The following is a 324-nucleotide window of genomic DNA, read 5'->3' on the forward strand; positions in this document are numbered from 1 at the left end:
AGAACGCCGCCTGATCGGCACGGTCAGGCAACGGCCGACGGGCGAATTCGGACAGTTCGGCCGGGTCGGTGGAATGGCGCAGACGCTCGTATGTAGCGGTCAGCGGTTCGAAATCCACCGGAGCGGCGGACTCGGCTGCGGACTGCGCGCCTTGGTCCTGCTGCTGGGCGTCCGTGTCGGTTGCAGTCTCGGCCGCGGCCTCGGTTGCGGCCTCGGTGGGCTGGGTCTGCTGGCTGGTGGTGTTCTCGTCGGTCATGATGCCCAGCTTAGTCATACAGGCGTCACGCGAGCGGAACCGGAATGTTGACCATGTCAATCGGAGCC

General features: G+C 66.0%; 1 protein-coding gene. It reads right to left on the reverse strand.

The features are described 5' to 3' along the window. Positions 1–256: hypothetical protein (locus DKT72_RS18965; RefSeq protein WP_220628161.1), on the reverse strand; the 256-nt coding region annotated here is incomplete at its 3' end. Positions 257–324: the final 68 nt, after the last annotated feature.

Origin of the sequence: Confluentibacter sediminis (assembly GCF_003258355.1) — a bacterium.
GTDB lineage: Bacteria > Bacteroidota > Bacteroidia > Flavobacteriales > Flavobacteriaceae > Confluentibacter > Confluentibacter sediminis.